This is a genomic window from Emticicia sp. C21 (genome assembly GCF_003418935.1).
GTDB lineage: Bacteria > Bacteroidota > Bacteroidia > Cytophagales > Spirosomataceae > Emticicia.
Window position 1 is genome coordinate 325,744 of record NZ_QVMT01000006.1, and the last position, 18,078, is coordinate 343,821.

Here is an 18,078-nt window from a genome sequence, read left to right on the forward strand (position 1 = left end):
GCTCGGATATTTTAAATTATGGTCACATGAGCAATTTAAAAATACATCAATTCAAAACCATAGCTGAGTTTCATAAGATAAGTGGCTTACCAAAACCTGAGCATCCATTGGTAAGTTTGGTAGATTACGGCTTAGTAGAATATCAGACCGATGAAAAAGAAATTAGCTGGGTGCAGAATTTTTATTCAATCGGCTTAAAAAGAAATATTGAAGGTAAGTTTAAATACGGTCAGCAACAATACGATTTTGACGAAGGTCTGTTAACATTTGTAGCACCAAAGCAAGTGGTAAGTATTACTATTGATAAATCTCAAGCAAAAAAGCCCGATGGTCTTTTGTTATTTATTCATCCGGATTTTATATGGAATACACCATTGGCAGGTACCATCAATAAATATGATTTTTTTGGTTACAATGTAAACGAAGCTTTATTTGTATCTGAAAAGGAAGAAATGGTTATTATGGATATTTTTAAAAACATACAACGGGAATATCATTCTAACATAGATAAATTTACCCAACGCATTGTTATAGCCCAGATAGAGCAATTGTTAGGGTATTGTGAAAGATTCTACCAAAGACAATTTATAACCAGATCTAAAACCAACCATCAAATATTGGCAAAGTTTGAAACCATTTTAGAAAATTATTTCAACAGTGAAAATCTAATTGAAAAAGGTACACCTACTGCTCAATATCTGGCTGAACAATTAAATTTATCTCCAAACTATCTAGGTAGTTTGTTGAAATCTCTTACGGGTAATTCTACTCAAACACTTATCCATGAAAAACTTGTTGAGAAAGCTAAAGAAAAATTATCAACAACTAATCTATCAGTAAGTGAAATAGCCTATCAATTAGGCTTTGAGCATAGCCAGAGTTTTTCAAAGCTGTTTAAAAGTAAAACTCAATTGTCACCATTAACATTTAGAGCAAGTTTTAATTGATCAATAGTCCGCTAAAAAAAAAGGTATTAAAAAATGGGTAAAATACTTAGGTTGTTTTGCGTAGCAACCCAAATCTTTTACCCCATCAACGTAGAAACACTTACAAAGAAAATATTGCGAAAAATGTCTGGAAATGGTAAATTTATTCACCGTTTGTATGGATTTAGATAATTTCCAACTTCTAAATAAATGGCTATGATAATTAAAAAACTAAATTTTAATAAAAAATTCGCCTTATTATTAGCCGGATTTTCGTTTCTTTTTCTGGGTCAACTTATTGCACAGAAAGGAGCCAGACAACCTATCAATGTATTGATAATCGACGGGCAGAATAATCATAAAAACTGGCCACAGACTACCCAACTGATGAAAGGCTATCTGGAAGAAACCGGGCTTTTTAAAGTGAGTGTAGCCACTACACCACCGGAGGGTGGAGATATGGAAACCTTTAAGCCGGATTTTTCTCAATATCAGGTTGTGCTATCCAACTATAATGGTGATTCATGGTCTAAAGCTACCAAAGATGCATTCGAGAAGTTTGTTAGCCATGGGGGCGGTTTCGTAAGTGTGCATGCGGCAGATAATGCTTTTCCTGAATGGGAAGCATACAATAAAATGATTGGTGTAGGTGGTTGGGGCAATCGCAATGAAAAATCAGGTCCGTATGTGTATTACGACGAAGAAAAACATACATTCGTACAGGATAACAGCGCAGGTCGTGGCGGTAGTCATGGGGTAGAACATCAGTTTGTGGTAAAAGTACACAATACCAAACATCCGATTACCAAAGGTTTGCCAGCAGCCTGGTTACATGAAAAAGATGAGCTATATGATAGATTAAGAGGACCAGCCGAAAATCTGGAAATATTGGCTACCGCCTATAGCGATAAAGAAAAAAGAGGCTCAGGTAGAATTGAACCGATGTTAATGACCATAACGTATGGCAAAGGTAAAATCTTTCATACTGTGCTTGGGCATGGCAATTACTCACAGAAATGTAAAGGATTTATTGCTACTTTGCAAAGAGGTACCGAATGGGTAGCCACTGGAAAAGTAACACAGGCTGTTCCTAAGGATTTCCCGACAGCTGAAAGTGTAAGCATCAGAGACAATTAATATAGAGAAACTACTATTCAAATTTAACAAAATAAACAATGGAATCGAACTCATCACGTCGCTTAGTTCTGAAAAACATCATCGGTGGAGCGGCCATATTATCAGCACCCATGAGCCTTACAGAAGCTTTTGCGGCCAACGAAAAGATATTGGGAAGTGAACTGAACGGTAAAATTAACCACTCGGTTTGTCGTTGGTGTTATAGCAAAATACCTCTGGAAGACCTTTGCAAAGAGGTGGTGGCTATGGGTATGAAATCAATAGAACTACAAGGCCCTGAAGATTGGCCAACGCTTAAAAAGTATGGTCTTCATTGCGCTATGCCCTGGGGAGCAGGGATGGGTATTGAAAAAGGATTCAACAATCCGGCTTTGCATGATGAACTGGTTGCCAGTTATGAAGGCATTTTCCCTAAACTGAAAGCAGCAGGGTATGATAAAGTCATTTGTTTCTCAGGTAATAGAAAAGGGATGTCAAATGAAGAAGGTATGGAAAACTGTGCCAAAGGTTTGAAAAGACTCATGTCATCGGCAGAGAAACACGGAGTAACAATGGTAATGGAACTATTGAATAGCAAAGTGAACCATAAAGATTATATGTGCGACTATAGTAAATGGGGCGTTGATTTATGTGATAAAATAGGTTCAGAAAGATTCAAATTGTTATATGATATCTACCACATGCAAATCATGGAAGGTGACGTAATTGCCACTATCAAGAAATATCATCCATATTTTGCACATTATCATACAGGCGGTGTTCCAGGCCGTGCAGAAATTGATGATACGCAAGAATTGAACTATCCGGCAATTATGCGCGCTATTGTAGAAACAGGTTATAAAGGCTATGTAGGACAAGAATTTGTACCAAGACGCCCAGACCAGATAGCTTCTTTAAAACAAGGAATGAAGATATGTGATATAGCTTAATACGGGCTAAACCCCATTCTACGCGGGCCGCCCTAACCCTCCCCAACAATGGGGAGGGGACAAAAAAAGCCGCTTCAAGAGCGGCTTTTGTGTTTCATATCAATTGTAGCGAAATCACTTCTTAAACAATGAATCCACAAATTCCATTTTATTAAATACCTGCAAATCATCCATTTGCTCACCTACTCCAATATATTTCACCGGAATCTTAAATTCATCTGAAATACCAATAACTACCCCACCTTTGGCAGTGCCATCCAATTTAGTAATAGTCAAGGAATCAATTTCTGTTACTTTCGTGAACTCGCGGGCTTGTATAACGGCATTTTGTCCGGTACTTCCATCTAAAACCAGCATTACTTCATGTGGCGCTTCCGGTAGGAATTTCTGAACAACCCGCTTAATTTTTCCTAACTCGTTCATTAGGTTTACTTTGGTATGCAAACGTCCTGCTGTATCAATAATGATAATATCGGCATTCATTTCCATTCCTTTTTTTACGGCATCAAAAGCTACTGACGATGGGTCAGTGTTCATGCCATGGTCAATCACGTCAACACCTACCCGTTTCCCCCAGAGTTTCAATTGGTCAACAGCCGCTGCTCTGAATGTATCGGCTGCTCCTAGCACTACCTTTTTGCCTCTTTTTTGAAACTGGTGTGCGAGTTTACCAATAGTAGTTGTTTTACCTACACCATTGACACCTACTACCATCAGTACATAAGGTTTTGGCAGATGGTCAGTTTCAAAACTATCTTTTACATCCTGTGAATTATTCTCGGCCAATAAAGCAGCTGCCTCTTCACGCAGGATTCTATCTAATTCTTCAACACTTGTATATTTATCACGCTCTACTCTTGCCTCAATACGTCTGATAATCTTCACGGTTGTCTCTACACCCACATCAGAACTGATAAGGATTTCTTCCAGTTCGTCTAATACTTCCTCATCCACTTTCGATTTCCCGACGATGGCGCGTGAGAGTTTATCAAAAATACTTGTCTTTGATTTTTCTAGTCCTTTATCAAGCGATTCTTTTTTTTCTTTCGAGAAGAAGTCAAATAAGCCCATTTATAGTAATATGTGTAAATATGAATAATTGCCATGCCTGAGGGATTTAAACAGGCTTTAAGACAAAACTATAACAATTTTATGAGAGTTTCAGTTTAACCCTCACGAAAAACTAAAAAACAAATCAGCTATTTCTTCGCTGACACGCTTCGGACGAAACGTTTTAGCATCTAAACAAACCCATATCGTACGTGAGCGAGCCAGTACTTCCTCATCCTGCAGAATCTCACAATGGCGATCGCTGGTGACACCCGTAAAATTGTCAACCCAGGTTTTCACCATCAGATTTTCGCCTAAAAAAGCAGGCTTCAGGTAATCAATTTCATGTCGGCGTACAACCCAGGCAATTTGTGAGCTTAGCTCGGTTGGCACTGCAGTATGCCAGTGGTTACCAGCAGCTTCCTGCACATAGCGTAGGTACACGATATTATTGACATGATTAAGGTCATCGATGTCTGTGGCAACGACTTTGATAGGAAAGAAATGGTAATTGCTTCTGCGGGTTTCCATGGCTTTGAATGGGTTAAATGATTCCAAAACAAAAAAGCCCTCTTGAGCATCAAGAAGGCTTCTACCAATATCTTTATTGGAATTATGCTTTAAGCGCGTTTTGCAATTCTTCCATAGGAACCATTTCTTCCTTGAAAGTATATGCACCGGTTTTAGGAGACTTCACAGCTTTGATAACTTTTGCGAAGTTTTTTCCTGCGGTTTTATCACGAAGCGTAGCGACTACTTTCTTTGCCATTTGAGTATCGTTTTATGAGGTTTTGATTCAATTGATTTTACAGAATCCTGATAAAATCTACAAAATCAAAGAATTATTTAATTTCTTTATGAGTAGTATGTTTCTTCAGGAATGGGTTATATTTTTTTAACTCCATACGACCTGTAGTGTTTTTACGGTTTTTAGTCGTAACGTAGCGAGACATACCTGCTACACCGCTTGTTTTTTGCTCAGTGCACTCTAGGATAACCTGTACACGATTGCCTTTCTTCGCCATTGTTTTATGTATTTGATAACTTTAAAATCTATTTCGGGCTGCAAAGATATTAAACTATTGATTATTAACCAAATCTCTATCGAAAGTTTTTTGTGAAATTATTAGATTTTGTGCTTCTTACTACAATTTTATAGAGGCCCATATCGACTATTTTAAAAGAAATGCAATAAATTCGTTTTAATATCATAGTTTTGAACTGTACAGATAAAACGACCTGAAATCTTATGAACAACACACGCATTAACTTACTGGCTCGCCCAATTGGTAACCCGACACCTGAATGTTGGGACATAGAAGAAGTGGATACCCCCGAATTGCAGGAAAATCAGGTATTGGTGCAAGTACAATACTTGTCTATTGACCCTGCGATGCGTGGGTGGATGAATGAGGGCAAATCTTACGTAAGACCTGTCAGAATCGGGGAAGTAATGCGGGCTTTAGGGGCTGGGGTAGTGGTTGAGTCAAAACATGCTGATTTCAAGGCCGGTGATTCTGTAACAGGCATTACGGGTGTACAGGAATATGCTGTATTAGATGGCAAAGATTTAGTAAAAGTTGACCCGAATTTTGTACCGTTACCTGCCTATTTAGGCACTTTGGGTATGTCAGGATTGACTGCCTATTTTGGACTTTTAGATACAGGCCAACCTAAACCGGGTGAAACGGTGTTGGTATCTGGTGCTGCCGGAGCGGTAGGAAGTGTAGTTGGGCAGATCGCCAAAATAAAAGGTTGTAGAGTAGTGGGCATAGCCGGAGGAGACGAAAAATGTAAATATGTAGTAGAAGAATTGGGCTTTGACGCCTGTGTGGATTATAAAACCGGAAACCTGAGAGGACAATTAAAAGAAGCTTGTCCGGATGGCATTGATGTGTATTTTGATAATGTAGGTGGAGAAATATTAGATACAGCACTTACTCTGATTAATATGAAAGCAAGAATTGTGATTTGTGGAGCTATTTCGCAATACAATGCTATTCAGAAGCCTGCAGGACCGAGCAATTATATGTCGTTATTAGTCAATCGTGCCCGGATGGAAGGGATTGTGGTTTTTGATAATGCAGCTAATTATGGCAAAGCCATTAAAGAAATGGCAGGCTGGGTAGCACAGGGAAAACTCAATGCCAAAGTAGATGTAACCGAAGGAGGCATTAAGGCATTTCAGGATACTTTCATGAAACTTTTTAAGGGTGAAAACATAGGTAAACTGGTTTTGAAAGTAACATGATGCCAACCCATCCGGAAACAGATACCATTCATTCAATCATTCAGAAAATCGCCTCGCTACAATCGCGGGGCGATATATATTTTCCTGAGGGCATTTTCCCGTCTTATCGCCAGAATAAATACCTGCTTTATAAGCGACCGGATACCAATATCTTTTATACGGCTTCTATTGTTTTTGTTCTTAATCAACTTAAATCTTCCTTACCTCTTGAATCTCAACTGCTTGTTAAGGATATTTCGAAGAAAGCCGTTCAGAATTATCCTACTTTTCAGAATAAAGATGGTTTAAAAACTTATAACTTCTGGCAGACACCCAAAGATGGGAGAGAGTCTAATCATTTCCCTAACGGTTATATTTTTCGCTATTCAGAGCATTTCAGATTACCCGATGATATTGATGATACCTCATTGGTTTACCTGACATCAAAGGCTAGTAAAGAAGAAATAATCTGGCTGAAAGAAAAGCTGCAATTACACGCCAATTTATCGGAAGGCCCCACAAAAAAAAGACAGGTAAAGAATACCTTTACACATTACAAAGCCTTAAAAGTCTACTCTACCTGGTTTGGCAAAAACATGGCTATTGAATTTGATGCTTGTGCCTTATGTAACCTGATGTATCTGTTTGAATCATTTAAATTGCCACATAACGAGTATGATATGGATACCTATCAATACCTGATTGGTATCATCAGAAGAAAGGAGTTTATCAGCCACCCGTTTCAGGTATCGCATAATTATGCTACTGCTCCTTTATTTGTGTATCATTTATCACGCTTATTAGGCGAATTTGCAACTACTCCCTTAGAATCTTACAGAAAAGACCTGATTGAAATTGCGCTTTTATTAATGAAAATAGAAAAAGTAGCAATGAATAAAATATTGCTACAAACATCGCTTCTGAAACTAAGCAGAATCAATGATTTTGGGTATAAAAACGAAATAGAAGATTGCCTGAAAGCAGATTCGGCACTTAACCTGATAATACCTGACTCTGATTTCTGTTATTTCTTAGGGCCGTTATTAAGCTCTTACGAAAATCCGATTTTGCAGTTTTTTGCCCCTTTGAAAATCACCCAGATGGATTGGAAATGCGAAGCGCATGAATGGGTTTTGGTCTTAGAGAATTTAATTGAGCGCAATAAAAATTAGCATCTTACGCTACTTTATTATCCTTTCACCTAGAGAATCTTGTAAATATCATGGCAAAGTGCTAGTATAGCATACTATTTTATGATTAGCTAAGGCTTTTAAAACTTTTATGCATATGTACCTCCGTTTGCCTGTTCATTTGTCACTCAGTCGTCATAAAAACAGATTATTGGTTTTTCTGTTCATCATTGCTATTGTAGCTGCCGGATTAATCGTGTTATTGATAAATTATGTGAATAAAAATCGGTTGTTTCATGGTTTCTATTCAAAACCAACAGCTTATCAATTAGAAAATGCTTTCCCAAATCTGAAATTTAATAGCCCGGTTGAGTTTGTGCATGCGGGTGATGGTACTAATAGGATTTTTGTATTGGAGCAGGAGGGCGTCATTAAAGTATTTGATAATAATCCGTCTGTTAAAGCTGCCTCTACTTATATGGATATCAAAGACAAAGTAGATGATTTAGGTGAAATGGGTTTATTAGGTATTGCCTTTGACCCGAATTTTAAAGAGAATGGTTATTTCTACGTAAACTATAATAGAAGAAATCCTTTGGAAACAATTATTGCCCGTTTTAAAGCCAGTAATTATAAAGATGCCAAAGTAGCTCCTGCGTCTGAAACTATAATTATGCGTTTCCCGCAACCTTATGATAACCATAATGGAGGAAAAGTAGCCTTTGGTCCGGATGGCTATCTGTACGTTGCTGTGGGTGATGGGGGTGCGTGGGGAGACCAGCATAATTATTCACAGAACAGAAGTTCTATTTTAGGCAAAATGCTACGGATAGATGTACATAAAACTGATAAGGGTAATTATGGGATTCCGGCAGATAACCCTTATGCAGGTAATAAAGAGGGATTCAGAGAGGAGATATATGCTTATGGCTTGCGTAACCCCTGGCGCTTTAGTTTTGATTCGAAAACCGGGCAAATGTGGGTAGGAGATGTAGGGCAGAATGAATTTGAAGAGATAGACATTGTGACAAAAGGAGGTAATTATGGCTGGCGTTTAAAAGAAGCCAATCGTTGCTATAATCCAAGAAATGATTGCGACCCGTCAAATATATTGATAGACCCTATTCATCAATATCCACGAGGTGATGGTACTTCTGTTACCGGAGGATATGTATATTATGGCAAAAGGATTCCTGCTTTGCAAGGCAAATATATTTTTGCTGATTACACCAAAGGAAATGTATGGGCTCTCTCTTTTAACGGAAATACCAAAACAGGTAATGAATTATTAAGTACTGAAGCAGGCCAGGTCTCTTCTTTCGGGGTAGACGCCAACGAGGAAATTTATATCTTAGACCATTATAGCGGGCAAATTAAACGATTGGTGGCAGGTAAATAAAAGCCTGCCTAAATGCGCATAGAAATGCCTTTGCCTTTTAGATAATATTTCAATTCAGGAATACCGATTTCCTTGAAGTGGAAGATACTGGCAGCGAGTCCTGCATCGGCCTTTCCGGTAGTAAAAACATCATAAAAATGCTCCATTGTTCCGGCACCACCTGAAGCAATGATAGGTATATTAGCATTATCAGAAATCTGAGCAGTCAATTCAAGGGCAAATCCGGCTTTAGTACCATCTGTATCCATTGATGTCAATAATATTTCTCCGGCGCCTCTGTCTTCTACCTCTTTTGCCCATTCAATGGTTTTTAATTCGGTTGGTTTTCTTCCACCGTGCGTGTGTACAATATGTTCCTGAAAACCATTTTCCAAGGTAATATATCGGGTGTCAATCGCCACTACAATACATTGTGAGCCAAACTCCAAAGCCAGTTCATTAATCAAACCCGGGTTACGCACGGCCGATGAATTGATAGAAACTTTATCTGCTCCGGCATTCAATAATTTAGAAACATCAGATACTGACCCGATACCGCCACCTACGCAAAACGGAATATTAATGGTATGCGCAACCCGTCGAACCAGGTCTATCAAGGTTTTGCGTTCTTCAACAGTGGCCGTAATATCCAGAAAGACCAATTCATCGGCACCTTGCAGCGCATACTCTGCCCCTAATTCAACGGGGTCTCCGGCGTCACGCAGGTTTACAAAGTTCGTACCCTTTACCGTACGTCCATCTTTTATATCTAAACAAGGGATTATTCTTTTAGTAAGCATAGTTAGTTTAATTGTGAATTAGTAAATGGTGAATGCGGACGCCGCTCAATCACTAATTCACTCAATTCTTTATAAATATTCGGTCTGGCAATCTGCATCATAATATCCGGGTTATCCAGAGGAGTGAAGCCAAATTGGGCGTATAGGCCGTGGGCATCACGGGTGGCTAACATCCAACGTCTCAGATTCTGTAATTCCGGTAATTGTTGGATACATTCCATCAGCCATTTTGATAAGCCTTTTCCTCTTTCTGGTTCCAATATAAATACATCAGCTAAATAGGCAAAAGTAGCACAGTCTGAAATCGCGCGGGCATAGCCCACCTGTTCACCTGAGTCTTTATAAATCCCAAAGGCAATTGAGCCTGCTGCTGCACGCTTTACTACATCCATCGGAATCTCCGGCGACCAATAACTTGTTTTCAGGAAGTCATGAATCACATCAAACTGCAACAATTCCTTATCGGTGCTGATGATATACCCGTCTTTTCTGAATTCGTGCTTCATATAAATCTGCGTTCAATGTCTTTCAAGCTAATGCGATTTTCATAAATAGCCTTGCCAACAATGACTCCGAAAATATTTAATTCTGCTAATTCTTCAAGGTCAGCCATTGAGCTTACACCTCCACTCGCAATTACTTTTAAATCAGGGAATTGTTCGTGCATTTTTTTGTATAGGTCTACTGATGGACCTTGTAGTAGTCCATCTTTGGCAACATCAGTACTTATAGTATATTGAATACCCTTTTGAATCCATTCGCCAACAAAATCGTATACCCATACACTGGTTTCTTCCTCCCAACCACTTACGGCAATTTTTTCCTGTTTGGCATCAGCCCCCAGAATAATCGCTTCACTTCCATAAGATTTGAGCCATGATTCAAACAACTCAGGATTCTTCACGGCGATACTTCCTCCGGTTACTTGTTTGGCTCCACAATCAAAAGCTAGTCGGATATCCACATCTGATTGTACACCTCCACCAAAATCAATATGCAGATTAGTTTTTGAAGCGATGGTTTCTAATACTTTGGCATTGACAATCTTTTTCTGCTTGGCACCATCTAAATCAACTAAATGCAAACGCTTGATTCCGGCATCTTCAAACATTTTAGCAACTTCAAGCGGATTTTCATTATAGGTTTTTTTCTGGGAATAATCGCCTTGGGTAAGGCGAACACATTTGCCTTCGATGATGTCAATGGCTGGTATGATTTGGAGCATGGTCTTGTCGTATTCAGGTAGTAATAGTAATGAGAGAGGTTATTGTATCTTCAAAAAATTCTCAAAAATCTTCTGCCCTACATCTCCACTAATTTCAGAGTGAAACTGGGCGGCAAAGAAATTATCTTTTTGTAACATAGCTGAATATTCGAGCATATATTCAGTCTTTGCCACAGTATAATCGCATAAAGGGGCATAATAGCCATGATTGTAATAGACATACGAATGCTCAGCTAATCCTTCAGTTAATTCGCAGCCATAGCTATAAATATCATTCCATCCTGTTTGAGGTACTTTGAAACCTTTAATCTGCGGGAATTTCAGTACAGGCACATCAAATACGCCAAGACAATCAGTATTGTTTTCTTCTGACGATTTGCATAACAATTGCATGCCTACACACGTACCCAGAAAAGGTTGCTTTAGGGTGGGAATGAGTTTATCTAAACCATTCTCACGCAGGCTTCTCATGGCTGTGCTGGCTTCACCTACACCTGGAAAAATGATTCTTTCTGCCGAGCGGATAGTATTGGCATCATCAGATAATTCGTATGCCACACCAATACGCTCCAGAGCATACATTACTGACTGCACATTGCCTGCGTTATATTTAATAATGATAACTTTCAAATCAGAGAAAATTGAAGAGGGTTTATTATGGTGTTGTTATTACAAATCTATCAGTATACTTTGATAATGTCAGTAGAAAATCAAAAAAGTACTATTATTTCTTTTCATTATTTAATTAATTCTACGGCTGTATCTCTATCTATAAATGCAAAATACACCTTTTATGGCACTTTGTCCAAAATGGGTAAGAGAATGTTCATTTTGAGTTAACGCTTGTCTATTATTTCCCTGCAAATTTGTCTATAACTTCTCCATTACCAAACGAGCAAAAGTAACAACTAGCTTTTTGTATCATGAGATGGATTAAGTATAAGCGCTGTAATGACATTTCAATTATTGATATATGCAAAAAACAATCTACCACGATTTATTGCAATTAACACTCAATAAGATTTTCGGAACGTTAAGCGTCGAAGCCTTTGAGTCAGTATTTAGTTTGCTTGAATGGAAAGAAATATCAGGGGGCGAAGTCCTGTTTCATAAGGGCGACGAATCAGATAGTCTTTATGGCGTATTAAGTGGGCGATTGCAAGCCTACGTCACTGATAGTTCTGGTGAAAAAGTGATCCTCGGAGAAATTCCTCCGGGTGAAACGGTGGGAGAAATGGGAGTTTTCACCGACTCTCCCCGAAGTGCTGATATTGTAGCTATTCGTGATTCGGTGCTCGTTAAAATCAGCAAAACTACCTTTGAGCGAATCATTATGGTCTCTCCCAGGGTCGTACTCAATATTACTAACCTGATTATTGAGCGATTAAACCGACAAAATCTTTCAAAAAAGACCAACTATAAAATTACCAACGTAGCTCTGGTCTGTCTGCATAATTCAGAGGCCGAAAAAAAATTCTGTCGTAAAATCTATCAATCTCTAAGCAAACAGGAGAGTGGCCAGTATTTATCTGTTCCTATCATCAACGAGCATTTTGATAATAATCAGATTGCTAATGTAGAAAAAGCAGATGTTGAAAAATACAGATTGCTGAGCAACTGGCTCGATGAGCAGGAAGCAAAATACAGTTATGTACTCTATGAAGCCGATTCTCTCACCAGCGAATGGACGAAAAGATGTATTCGTCAGGCAGATAAAGTTTTAGTTATTAGTGAAAGCAGTTATCCCCCAACACCTCAATCAGCGGAAACATCTTTATTATATAATCGGTTTTCAGATGTCAGCAAAACCCTTATCCTGATTCATCCTGCTAATTCAGGCTTGCCTATTGACACTTCTGTATGGTTAAAGAAACGACAAATCCAGCGTCATTTTCATGTGGAGCAGGATAAACCGGCTGATGTTGAGCGTATACGTCGTTACCTGATGGGACAGTCTGTTGGTTTGGTTTTGTCAGGTGGAGGAGCCAGAGGCTTTGTACATGTAGGGGTTTATCGCGCATTGGAAGAATACGGCATTCCGGTAGATTTTGTGGGTGGAACAAGTATGGGCTCTATCATTGCTAGTTTCATTGCCATGGGTAATTCGGCAGACAAACTCTATAAGGCCATGCGGGAGATTTATCTGGATGGTAAAAATCCTACGTCTGATTTTAACCTGATTCCTTATTTCTCTCTGATTAAAGGGAAAAAAGTAGAAGAGATTCTTGAAAAATATTATGGAGCTGCTAACATAGAAGACCTGTGGCGAAGTTTCTATTGCGTTTCTAGTAATATTACTAAAGCAGAGGCTGTTATTCATAAACATGGTCAATTACGCAAATATGTACGCGCCAGTATTTCTTTACCGGGTGTTTTTCCGCCTGTAATTGACGAAGATGGACTATTGGTTGATGGAGGTATTTTCAATAATACACCCGTTGATGTAATGCTTGCACAAGGGGTAGGTAAGGTGATTTCAGTAGATATGAATATACAACGCTCATTACAGAAAAAAGAAGAATTTCAGACAGGTGGTAGCTGGACTAACTTTAAAGAACGCGTGATGGGAAACAGCACAGGCGCAAAAATCCCGAATATGATGTCAATGATTTTTCAGTCGACTACCATTGCCAGTGATTTTAAGGCTAATCAGTATAAACCTTACTGCGACCTGTATATTAACCCAAATGTCAGCAATTTTGGTTTAATGGATTGGAAATCTTATGATAAAATTGTTGAAATCGGGTACCAGACCGCTGTAAATGCTATTCAGGAACAATTGGCCGATACTATTGACTCCTTCAAATAATCCACAGGTATGAAAAAACTTTTTTTAATCCTGGTCTTAACTACCACGTTAAGCTATATTTCTGTTGCGCAAAACAGTAAACTGGATACCGCTACCTCAAAAAAAGGCTGGCGGCTATTTGGTAACAAAAAAGCCAGAGAACTGGAAAACTTATCACGCGAGAAGGGAAAGATTGAAAACGAAAAGAAACAACTGGAAAAACAAAACCAAGACCTGTACCTACAACAGCATGCGCTTGATTCACAATTAGTGGCCACTAATCAGAGCCTTAAATTAATGAGTGAAGCACAGGTCAAGGCTGAATTCAGATTGCTGCAACAAAGGCAATTGCTAGACTCTGTTACTTATTCTAAAGTTATTGATTCGCTCAAAATAAGTGAACAACAAACCGCATTGGAACAAAAGGAGGCAGAAGTAAAGCTCAAACGAAGCCAGACTAACCTATTAATTGTAGCGGTATTTGCCATGCTTTGTCTGGCAGTCATTTTTTATAAGAGTATGGTGAATGTGAAAAAGTATTCAAAAATTATTGATGCTGAGAAAAACAAAGCCGAAAATCTATTGCTCAATATTCTACCAAAAGAAATAGCCGAAGAATTGAAAAAGAATGGATACTCAGAAGCCAGGTATTATCCTAAGGTGAGTGTATTGTTTTCAGATTTTGTGGGCTTTACTTTTTTAGCTGAAAAACTCACTCCACAGGAATTAGTGGCTGAGCTTGACTATTGTTTCAAGCGTTTCGACCGGATAATGGAAAATAATAAGATTGAAAAGATAAAAACGATTGGCGATGCCTATATGGCCGCAGGAGGTGTGCCGATTTCAGATGATGAAACACATATTCGGGTAGTGAGGGCGGCTCTGGAAATGCAGGAGTTTGTAGAAGCACGTAAACAACAACGGAAAAGAGATAATCTTCCTTATTTTGAAGCCCGTGTCGGGATTCATACCGGAGAATTGGTAGCAGGTATTGTGGGTGAAAAGAAATTTGCCTTCGACCTTTGGGGTGATACAGTCAATATTGCCTCACGGGTAGAATCTGTGAGCCTTCCCGGCAAAGTAAATATTTCAGAAGATACTTATCTGTTGATCAAGGATCGCTTTATCTGCTCAGACAGGGGTAAAAAAGACATCAAGAATCGTGGTGAAAAAGGAATGTATTTTGTTGAAAGTGAAATTATGGTAGTAGAAGAATTGGTTTGAACTATTCCACTTTCTTCTTTTTCATAAATACATAGGCAACGCCTAAATTGGCCCGGAATATTCCTAAATCAAATTGCTTATTGGCATAAGGAGATAGTTCGAATACCCCTTGAAATTGTGGCACTTTTTCGAAAGGTGAAACCCGTACGCCCAGGTTAAAGCAATAGCCTTCTAATGGCGCTCTTTTTTGAGGGTCAGTATTCAGATAATTCAGGAAATTTGCTTTTACGCCTACTCCGATATACATTTTAGCTTTTCCTTTCGTCAGATTAACCATGGGTGCAATCTCTGTACTCAATGAAGAAAAATAAGAGTTCATCTGAAACCTGACATCTGCCCATACCGGTTTATTTGGATTACTGGCGATCGAAAAAATAGAATTGAAAGGATAATAAGTAAGGGCCTGTGAATAACAAGCGTTTGTAAGTGTAATAAAACAACAGATGAAGAGTAGTTTTTTAAACATATGTCTGATTTAGATTTCCTGCCGCTAAGTTAAGATAAATATTCGTAGTACTTAATCTACATTTTAGAGTAATATGGAATAAAAAACGGCTTCTTTGCTTAATTGGTACTTTTTAATAAAATTTGCAACAAATAAATACTTATGATAGTTAAGTCAATTAACCTGAATGCTTTAGGCAGATTAATATTTTTTTAATTAAATCTCAATAAATTATTGTCTCTTTCAGCGTTTGATTAAATACAATAAAAAAAGCCGTATAAATATAGACTCAGATTGTACGTATATGGGTCTTTTTCCCTAATATTGAAAAAAAATACTGTGCCGCTCAATGAAAGCCTACAAAACTTTGCAAGGATTCGTTATCGAATACCAAAACCAATACTTCCTTTCTCGCCATCAGGACTGGGATTTGTTTATTAACCGTGAAGATTTATTTTATGAATTGCAACGCGAAATACAATTGCTCTCACCTGTACCCGAATACAAATCGTTAATCGACAATAGCTTACAGGCTCCTATACAATCGCAGGAAGTATGGGCATCGGGTGTTACTTATATGCGAAGCAGAGATGCTCGTATGGAAGAGTCGAAAAAAGCAGGTGGCGATAATTTTTATGATAGGGTATACGATGCCGAGCGTCCTGAGCTTTTCTTTAAATCTACGCCACATCGTGTAGTAGGGTCAGGTCAGAAAGTGCGTATCCGCAAAGACTCTAAATGGAATGTACCAGAACCTGAATTGACTTTATTTATCAATTCAAAAGGACAGATTTCGGGTTATACTTGTGGTAATGATATGAGTTCAAGAGATATAGAAGGTGAAAACCCTTTGTATCTGCCACAGGCTAAATCATACGATAAAAGTACAGCTATAGGCCCATGTATTACCATTCTGGACGAGCCTATTATATCGGAGACCCAAATCAAGTTGGAGATTATCCGTTATGATTTGCCATATTTTACCGATTTCATCGCTATCAATCGGATGAAACGAAAACATACCGAATTGGTTGAATTCCTGTTCCGTGAAACTTCTTTCCCTCATGGTTGCTTCCTGATGACGGGTACAGGGATTGTACCGCCGGATGATTTTACGTTAGAAGTAGGCGACGAAATCAGAATCACAATTGAGGGGATTGGTACTTTGGTAAATACAGTAGAAACAAAATAAAACAAATAAAGACTTAAGTAACGGAGACAATAGCGATTCGTTCATAATAAACCTGACATGCAACTCACAGGAAGAAATATCATTGGTTTCGAGACCTTTTCAGAAGGCACAGTTGCCATACAAAGTATAAATCCGGCTACAGGCGAGACCTTAGCCCCGCTTTTCTTTAAAGCTACACTTGAAGAGCTCGACTACGCCGCAGAAAAAGCAGAAAAAGCTTTTCAGGTTTATCGGAAGAAATCAGGCTTTGAAAAAGCTAATTTCTTAGAGAAAATTGCTGAAGAAATAGAAAACTTAGGTGATAACTTATTAGAAAGGTATATGTTGGAATCAGGCTTGCCACAAGGCAGAGCCGTAGGGGAAAGAGGTAGAACTACAGGGCAATTGCGCTTGTTTGCTAAACTCTTACGTGAGGGCTCATGGGTAAATGCCCGTATTGACCCTGGTATGCCAGACCGCCAACCTCTTCCTCGTGTTGATTTGCGTTCGATGGAGCGTCCATTGGGTGTGGTAGGTGTTTTTGGCGCAAGTAACTTCCCATTAGCTTTCTCTGTGGCGGGTGGAGATACCACCTCAGCATTCGCTGCAGGTTGCCCGGTGATTGTAAAAGCACATCCTGCCCACTTAGGTACATCAGAATTAGTAGCTCAGGCTGTACAAAAAGCTGCAGAGGCAACTGGTATGCCTGATGGTGTATTCTCGATGCTATTTGATGATGGTCATGAAATAGGGATGGCATTGGTGAAACATCCGGCCGTAAAAGCGATTGGTTTTACGGGTTCATTAAGAGGTGGTAAAGCTTTATTTGATGCTGCCGCCAGTCGCCCTGAGCCGATTCCGGTATATGCAGAAATGGGTAGTATAAACCCTGTATTTGTATTGCCAAAAATATTGACAGAAAAAGGCCGTACTATTGCAAATTCTTATTTGTCTTCTGTCACCTTAGGCGTTGGACAGTTTTGTACTAATCCGGGAATTTTGTTTTTGCAGAATGACAAGGATTTTATTGATGAAATAGAAAAAAATGCACCGGATACACAGGGAGGTGTGATGCTTACACCAGGTATCCGTGATGCGTATGTGAGAGGAACCGAACACTCGAAGCAATATACCAAAGTAATAGGTATTGGTAAGGCATCGGAAGGCTATACAGCTGTAGAACCTGTGTTTCTGCATACAGATATTGAATCATGGAATGCACAGCCTGATTTGGCAGAAGAGATTTTCGGACCTACCAGCTTGATTGTAGAAGCAAATACCAAAGAAGAGATTCTGATAGCGGCCCAAAACCTGACAGGTCACCTGACAGCAACCGTGCACGGTACAGCAGAAGATTTGGAAGAATATAGTGAACTACTGGATATTCTGGAACAAAAGGTAGGTAGATTGATTATTAATGGTTTACCAACAGGGGTAGAGGTTGGTCATGCAATGGTGCATGGCGGGCCATTCCCGGCTACCACCGATTCTCGTTCTACTTCGGTAGGTACAGGAGCTATTACCCGTTTTACCCGTCCGGTAAGTTTTCAGGATTTCCCTGATGCGTTATTGCCGGATGAACTGAAAAACGATAATCCGCTGAGCATCTGGCGATTGGTTGATGGAGAGTTGAAGAAATAGTTTG

At 39.0% G+C, this 18,078-nt stretch carries 19 protein-coding genes; 10 read left to right on the top strand and 9 right to left on the bottom strand.

Annotated features, from left to right (window positions below):
• The first annotated feature begins 26 nt into the window (after positions 1-26).
• The 3 genes from D0T08_RS16070 to D0T08_RS16080 all read left to right on the top strand — a co-directional run bounded on the left by D0T08_RS16070 (position 27) and on the right by D0T08_RS16080 (position 2,992).
• On the top strand, positions 27-947 hold the full coding sequence (locus tag D0T08_RS16070) for an AraC family transcriptional regulator (protein WP_116983684.1): 921 nt from the start codon (positions 27-29) through the stop codon (positions 945-947).
• Positions 948-1,136: 189 nt separating this feature from the next.
• Complete coding sequence (locus tag D0T08_RS16075; RefSeq protein ID WP_229238971.1) at positions 1,137-2,063, top strand: ThuA domain-containing protein; 927 nt, start codon at positions 1,137-1,139, stop codon at positions 2,061-2,063.
• Between the two features lie 38 nt (positions 2,064-2,101).
• On the top strand, positions 2,102-2,992 hold the full coding sequence (locus D0T08_RS16080; RefSeq protein ID WP_116983685.1) for a hydroxypyruvate isomerase family protein: 891 nt from the start codon (positions 2,102-2,104) through the stop codon (positions 2,990-2,992).
• Between the two features lie 114 nt (positions 2,993-3,106).
• Here D0T08_RS16080 and ftsY read toward each other — a convergent pair whose 3' ends face one another.
• From ftsY to rpmG, 4 genes are all read right to left on the bottom strand, one after another.
• Positions 3,107-4,063, bottom strand: coding sequence for a signal recognition particle-docking protein FtsY (gene ftsY, locus D0T08_RS16085; protein WP_116983686.1), 957 nt, complete (start codon positions 4,061-4,063; stop codon positions 3,107-3,109).
• A gap of 102 nt (positions 4,064-4,165) precedes the next feature.
• Positions 4,166-4,573 carry a thioesterase family protein gene (locus D0T08_RS16090; RefSeq protein ID WP_116983687.1) on the bottom strand — a complete coding sequence of 136 codons (408 nt, stop codon included), beginning with the start codon at positions 4,571-4,573 and terminating at the stop codon, positions 4,166-4,168.
• Positions 4,574-4,655: 82 nt separating this feature from the next.
• Positions 4,656-4,811, bottom strand: coding sequence for a DUF4295 domain-containing protein (locus D0T08_RS16095; RefSeq protein WP_015029008.1), 156 nt, complete (start codon positions 4,809-4,811; stop codon positions 4,656-4,658).
• A 73-nt stretch (positions 4,812-4,884) separates the two neighbouring features.
• A complete protein-coding gene (rpmG, locus tag D0T08_RS16100; RefSeq protein WP_116983688.1) occupies positions 4,885-5,067 on the bottom strand; it encodes a 50S ribosomal protein L33 in 183 nt (60 codons plus the stop codon).
• 224 nt (positions 5,068-5,291) lie between these two features.
• Between rpmG and D0T08_RS16105 the strand changes: the two genes are divergently transcribed.
• The 3 genes from D0T08_RS16105 to D0T08_RS16115 all read left to right on the top strand — a co-directional run bounded on the left by D0T08_RS16105 (position 5,292) and on the right by D0T08_RS16115 (position 8,801).
• Positions 5,292-6,293 carry an NADP-dependent oxidoreductase gene (locus D0T08_RS16105; RefSeq protein ID WP_116983689.1) on the top strand — a complete coding sequence of 334 codons (1,002 nt, stop codon included), beginning with the start codon at positions 5,292-5,294 and terminating at the stop codon, positions 6,291-6,293.
• On the top strand, positions 6,290-7,444 hold the full coding sequence (locus tag D0T08_RS16110) for a hypothetical protein (RefSeq protein ID WP_116983690.1): 1,155 nt from the start codon (positions 6,290-6,292) through the stop codon (positions 7,442-7,444). Before D0T08_RS16105 ends, D0T08_RS16110 begins: the two co-directional genes overlap by 4 nt.
• Before the next feature lie 109 nt (positions 7,445-7,553).
• Positions 7,554-8,801: a sorbosone dehydrogenase family protein gene (locus tag D0T08_RS16115; protein ID WP_229238972.1), complete on the top strand. Its 1,248-nt coding sequence runs from the start codon at positions 7,554-7,556 to the stop codon at positions 8,799-8,801.
• A gap of 8 nt (positions 8,802-8,809) precedes the next feature.
• Here the strand turns inward: D0T08_RS16115 and hisF are convergent, their stop codons facing one another.
• The 4 genes from hisF to hisH are packed head-to-tail and all read right to left on the bottom strand — an operon-like array spanning position 8,810 to position 11,435.
• A complete protein-coding gene (gene hisF / locus D0T08_RS16120; RefSeq protein WP_116983692.1) occupies positions 8,810-9,580 on the bottom strand; it encodes an imidazole glycerol phosphate synthase subunit HisF in 771 nt (256 codons plus the stop codon).
• Positions 9,581-9,582: 2 nt separating this feature from the next.
• On the bottom strand, positions 9,583-10,086 hold the full coding sequence (locus tag D0T08_RS16125) for a GNAT family N-acetyltransferase (RefSeq protein ID WP_116983693.1): 504 nt from the start codon (positions 10,084-10,086) through the stop codon (positions 9,583-9,585).
• Positions 10,083-10,805, bottom strand: a complete 723-nt coding sequence (hisA, locus tag D0T08_RS16130; RefSeq protein WP_116983694.1) for a 1-(5-phosphoribosyl)-5-[(5-phosphoribosylamino)methylideneamino]imidazole-4-carboxamide isomerase — start codon at positions 10,803-10,805, stop codon at positions 10,083-10,085. The genes D0T08_RS16125 and hisA overlap by 4 nt, the downstream gene beginning before the upstream one ends.
• Positions 10,806-10,844: 39 nt before the next feature.
• Positions 10,845-11,435 (bottom strand): imidazole glycerol phosphate synthase subunit HisH, encoded by a 591-nt coding sequence (gene hisH / locus D0T08_RS16135; RefSeq protein ID WP_116983695.1) that lies wholly within the window; start codon positions 11,433-11,435, stop codon positions 10,845-10,847.
• Between the two features lie 343 nt (positions 11,436-11,778).
• Here hisH and D0T08_RS16140 point away from each other — a divergent pair, with 343 nt between their 5' ends.
• Both D0T08_RS16140 and D0T08_RS16145 read left to right on the top strand, forming a co-directional pair.
• Positions 11,779-13,614, top strand: a complete 1,836-nt coding sequence (locus tag D0T08_RS16140; RefSeq protein ID WP_116983696.1) for a patatin-like phospholipase family protein — start codon at positions 11,779-11,781, stop codon at positions 13,612-13,614.
• A 9-nt stretch (positions 13,615-13,623) separates the two neighbouring features.
• Positions 13,624-14,817 carry an adenylate/guanylate cyclase domain-containing protein gene (locus D0T08_RS16145; protein ID WP_116983697.1) on the top strand — a complete coding sequence of 398 codons (1,194 nt, stop codon included), beginning with the start codon at positions 13,624-13,626 and terminating at the stop codon, positions 14,815-14,817.
• A gap of 1 nt (position 14,818) precedes the next feature.
• On the opposite strand, the gene D0T08_RS16150 is transcribed toward D0T08_RS16145, so the two are convergent.
• On the bottom strand, positions 14,819-15,283 hold the full coding sequence (locus D0T08_RS16150; protein WP_229238973.1) for a hypothetical protein: 465 nt from the start codon (positions 15,281-15,283) through the stop codon (positions 14,819-14,821).
• A gap of 328 nt (positions 15,284-15,611) precedes the next feature.
• Between D0T08_RS16150 and D0T08_RS16155 the strand changes: the two genes are divergently transcribed.
• A complete protein-coding gene (locus tag D0T08_RS16155; RefSeq protein WP_116983698.1) occupies positions 15,612-16,454 on the top strand; it encodes a fumarylacetoacetate hydrolase family protein in 843 nt (280 codons plus the stop codon).
• A gap of 57 nt (positions 16,455-16,511) precedes the next feature.
• A complete protein-coding gene (locus D0T08_RS16160; RefSeq protein ID WP_116983699.1) occupies positions 16,512-18,074 on the top strand; it encodes an aldehyde dehydrogenase (NADP(+)) in 1,563 nt (520 codons plus the stop codon).
• The last annotated feature ends 4 nt before the right edge of the window (positions 18,075-18,078 follow it).

What these genes read in the sequence shown, in the direction of transcription:
- D0T08_RS16070 (WP_116983684.1), top strand. Translation starts at nt 27, where the DNA reads ATGAGCAATTTAAAAATACATCAATTCAAAACCATAGCTGAGTTTCAT.
- D0T08_RS16075 (WP_229238971.1), top strand. Translation starts at nt 1,137, where the DNA reads ATGGCTATGATAATTAAAAAACTAAATTTTAATAAAAAATTCGCCTTA.
- D0T08_RS16080 (WP_116983685.1), top strand. Translation starts at nt 2,102, where the DNA reads ATGGAATCGAACTCATCACGTCGCTTAGTTCTGAAAAACATCATCGGT.
- ftsY (WP_116983686.1), bottom strand. Translation starts at nt 4,063, where the DNA reads ATGGGCTTATTTGACTTCTTCTCGAAAGAAAAAAAAGAATCGCTTGAT.
- D0T08_RS16090 (WP_116983687.1), bottom strand. Translation starts at nt 4,573, where the DNA reads ATGGAAACCCGCAGAAGCAATTACCATTTCTTTCCTATCAAAGTCGTT.
- D0T08_RS16095 (WP_015029008.1), bottom strand. Translation starts at nt 4,811, where the DNA reads ATGGCAAAGAAAGTAGTCGCTACGCTTCGTGATAAAACCGCAGGAAAA.
- rpmG (WP_116983688.1), bottom strand. Translation starts at nt 5,067, where the DNA reads ATGGCGAAGAAAGGCAATCGTGTACAGGTTATCCTAGAGTGCACTGAG.
- D0T08_RS16105 (WP_116983689.1), top strand. Translation starts at nt 5,292, where the DNA reads ATGAACAACACACGCATTAACTTACTGGCTCGCCCAATTGGTAACCCG.
- D0T08_RS16110 (WP_116983690.1), top strand. Translation starts at nt 6,290, where the DNA reads ATGATGCCAACCCATCCGGAAACAGATACCATTCATTCAATCATTCAG.
- D0T08_RS16115 (WP_229238972.1), top strand. Translation starts at nt 7,554, where the DNA reads ATGCATATGTACCTCCGTTTGCCTGTTCATTTGTCACTCAGTCGTCAT.
- hisF (WP_116983692.1), bottom strand. Translation starts at nt 9,580, where the DNA reads ATGCTTACTAAAAGAATAATCCCTTGTTTAGATATAAAAGATGGACGT.
- D0T08_RS16125 (WP_116983693.1), bottom strand. Translation starts at nt 10,086, where the DNA reads ATGAAGCACGAATTCAGAAAAGACGGGTATATCATCAGCACCGATAAG.
- hisA (WP_116983694.1), bottom strand. Translation starts at nt 10,805, where the DNA reads ATGCTCCAAATCATACCAGCCATTGACATCATCGAAGGCAAATGTGTT.
- D0T08_RS16140 (WP_116983696.1), top strand. Translation starts at nt 11,779, where the DNA reads ATGCAAAAAACAATCTACCACGATTTATTGCAATTAACACTCAATAAG.
- D0T08_RS16145 (WP_116983697.1), top strand. Translation starts at nt 13,624, where the DNA reads ATGAAAAAACTTTTTTTAATCCTGGTCTTAACTACCACGTTAAGCTAT.
- D0T08_RS16150 (WP_229238973.1), bottom strand. Translation starts at nt 15,283, where the DNA reads ATGTTTAAAAAACTACTCTTCATCTGTTGTTTTATTACACTTACAAAC.
- D0T08_RS16155 (WP_116983698.1), top strand. Translation starts at nt 15,612, where the DNA reads ATGAAAGCCTACAAAACTTTGCAAGGATTCGTTATCGAATACCAAAAC.
- D0T08_RS16160 (WP_116983699.1), top strand. Translation starts at nt 16,512, where the DNA reads ATGCAACTCACAGGAAGAAATATCATTGGTTTCGAGACCTTTTCAGAA.